Genomic DNA, 3,200 nt, shown 5'->3' with positions numbered 1-3,200 from the left:
CTCTCTTATTTTCAAAACAACATCCATACTCGATTGATTAACAAAATAACTTTTATGCTGTTTTTTCAAATAAAGATGATGCCCATGCATCTTTATATATCGCCTAATTGTTTGGTGAGGAATCATAGTTTCCTTTTCTATTTCTGCAACAGTCAGCCATTCTTTCTTCATTTTCTCACCCTCTCACACCACGTATTTATCACGCAATCATACGTAAATAATTCGTGATATGACACAAGCATTCCTTGTTTTTCTCATGAGAAAACTCAATTTAAGTTCATATATGCTCATAAAAAAATCTAGGCCCCTTTACGGTTCCTAGATTTTTCTTTCCTGCCCACATTTTGATGAGTCGCTTGATGGGTTTGCGACCCCAATTTATGAGTCGTTCTTTGGGATAACGACCCCTTTTTTATTAGTCGCTCAAGGGATTGCGACAATTCTTCTTTCTAATTTTCACTACGTTTTATTTGTTTGTAAGTCATTTTTCCAACATGTTCATTGTTATGCTCAGCTTCAAAAACTACTGCTTTATCATCAATCAGTTGCTTTTCTAATTCAGTAACTTCCTCAGCCGATAAAGCTTTTTCTGTAGGTTTAATTAATCCACGAGACTGAAAAAAAAGCTTTTTATTCTTCTCTTTAGCACTTTTGCCTGTTTTAGGGTCATACCCGTTTTTCATAGCTTGTATGTCTTTCTCTATGTACTTTACGACATAAGCACCAACATTATCAATATCCTCAATCGCATTAATATGCAGTCCGCGTTGTTCTTTTCCGTTCTCCCAAACCTTTAATAAATCATCAAATTTGATAAACGGAAGATTATAAAATAGCACATGGTAATGAATCGATCCACGAGCTTGCCTTTCTACAACACACGTGTATTTTAAACCACTCTGCTTTTTGAAAAGTTTTCGTGATAATCTTTTTATAAACTCACGAAATTCTTTATTAGCAACTTCATGGTCTAGCACATTCTCTTTAAACGTTAACGTCATAAATTTTGGCTTTTCTTTGCCCCATTCGTGGATATTTGCATTTATTGTTCTTCGCAATGTTTGTACTGTTCTTCCAAGTGACCGTCTTAAATTGTCTTTTTCTCTTAAAACTCTCTCTTCTTCTGGCATATTTCCACCTGCTTTTGCTGTATTACTATTTGTTTTTCCTTTAAGCCCGATGGTAATACCTTCCTCATACGAATAAATTTCTGTAATTCTTCCACTGGTAACCACTTTATGATATACTCTCAATAGATGTTTTTCCCCTTTCCATGAATGTTTTTGCCGACAAGCTGGAATGGGGCATTTTTTTTGCCAAAAAACGGAACCTATTAACGTTATCTATAAATCTATCATTTTGTTACTTATGTGTCCATATAAATAAATCAAGTAAAGAAGGAATAAAAAAACGACCTTTTTCAAGGTCATTTTTTATGCTCAAAATCAAAAATAGATTAAAAATAGATTGCTGATAAAATTAATAAAAAATTTACCGGCAGCTGCAGGCTAATTTTTAATTCCAAATGAATCATAAAAGACCACCTCCAAAATCGTATTACTAAAGAATATCGATTTATACTAAGGATCCTTTTATCTTTCCATAACTTTTTTCTATCGAATGAAGTTTGAGGTGGCCTTACACCGTTCAACATAGAGACTTTTCTCCAAGCAAGGTCCGAGTAGTATTTTTTAAGAAGAACACTTAAAAAATCTCCACTCTTTTCTCCTTGCTTTCCGAAATTTTGGCGGTGTAATCATTTCGCCAAGCCGAACATACCCAAAACAAGAACCTAATACATTCGGCTTGCTCTTGCTATTATACCGCCAAAACCATCTGTACTAGAATTTAATAATAGCGTCTCTAACCAATATAAAGTAACAAGAGGGGCTAGCCCCTCTTGGCTTTCGCCAATTCACCCCAGCCTTAACCTCACACCCCAAAACAAGAGGAATAAAAATCATCTTTACAATTTCACATGATAACCACCATAAACATTTCTTTCGCCATATTGTGCTCTCATATTTTCAGTAACATCATTTTCAATTTGTTCCACGTATTCACGACTTGACGTTGATTTAATTACATCTAAAATTTTAATTGGTCTAAATGCTTTTGTAACCTTTGCCCCTACGCCATCATAATGCTGCATAATTCTTTTTCTAGGATTATTCGTAATACCTATATAAATTTTTTCATGTTCTAATTTTAAAACATACAAAAACCAAATATTACGTTGGTTCTTTTTACGCCTTTTAACCATTCTATACAACTGACTTTCAAATTCTATACGCTCTTGTTTTTCTTGATATTCAAGTTCTATTTTTTCTTCTTCATCATCAAAGGAATTACTATAACCCATCATTTCTCTAAATTGTTTTGTTAAATCATCCATGCAAAGTCCTCCTCCATTTTTCTACATCATAAACCATTCCTTAAATCAACAGAGAACGTTTCTAAGACGTTTTAAAAAACATCCTAATAAAATATATAAACAAAAACAAAAACACCTCAGAAGGCCTTATTTGGACTCCTAAGGTATTTTAAGAAAAATAAAAGAACGCTTCAAAAAGTATTCAACAAAAAGATTTTCTCTAAAACAATATATTTACTTGAAAGAGCATAAGAGAATCCGGTGCCACTCTCTTTTAAAGAGTGGCGAAATAGGCTGTGCCTATTGGATTCTAAGAGATTTTCAAGTAAAAAAACAGGTGTCATTTGCTCCTTTTATTTGGATAGTTTATGGATAGTATTTTTAGCTATTTGGATAGTTTATGGATAGCCTTTTAATGCCTTTTGTATAGTTTATGGATAGTCGCATTTTTAAAAAACAAGAAATACTTTTTACCACTTCACCAAAATTTCCACCACTTTTTTTGATTTTTTTCTGTTGCCGCAATTTCTTTTTTTGTATCTAAAATTTTATTTATTGAACTCAAAAATGCCTCATCTCTTTTAGATAATTTTTCATCTATAAACTCTTGTTGCTTTTTTATCTGCTCAAGTAATTCATCATTAAATTTTTCTTGTCTCATCATTTTTTCATTCATTTCTGCTATACGATCATTTAATTCCTGGAGAATTTCTGGAACATAAATACTCACTTGCTCATCATCTTTTGTCATATCAATAGTCATAAATAATCCATCATTCGCAAGAATTTCATCTACAGTTTCACTTGTCTTTCCTTCTGAATACAT

3 protein-coding genes are annotated in these 3,200 nt (G+C 32.5%); all 3 read right to left on the bottom strand.

Features of this window, described 5'->3' with window-relative positions; all coding sequences use genetic code 11:
- Window positions 1-449: 449 nt before the first annotated feature.
- Window positions 450-1,253 (bottom strand): rolling circle replication-associated protein, encoded by an 804-nt coding sequence (locus tag MKX36_RS25365; protein WP_340866211.1) that lies wholly within the window; start codon window positions 1,251-1,253, stop codon window positions 450-452.
- 713 nt (window positions 1,254-1,966) lie between these two features.
- Window positions 1,967-2,395 carry a GIY-YIG nuclease family protein gene (locus tag MKX36_RS25360; RefSeq protein ID WP_340866208.1) on the bottom strand — a complete coding sequence of 143 codons (429 nt, stop codon included), beginning with the start codon at window positions 2,393-2,395 and terminating at the stop codon, window positions 1,967-1,969.
- 457 nt (window positions 2,396-2,852) lie between these two features.
- The coding region (locus MKX36_RS25355) for a DUF3967 domain-containing protein (RefSeq protein ID WP_340866205.1) at window positions 2,853-3,200 on the bottom strand (348 nt) is incomplete at its 5' end.

The sequence above is a fragment of the Paenibacillus sp. FSL W8-0439 genome, from assembly GCF_038008995.1.
Classification (GTDB): Bacteria; Bacillota; Bacilli; order Paenibacillales; family Paenibacillaceae; genus Paenibacillus; species Paenibacillus polymyxa.
This window is presented reverse-complemented; position numbering and strand designations above follow the sequence as displayed.

Coding starts and splice junctions, on each gene's coding strand:
- MKX36_RS25360 (WP_340866208.1), bottom strand. CDS start 2,395: ATGGATGATTTAACAAAACAATTTAGAGAAATGATGGGTTATAGTAAT.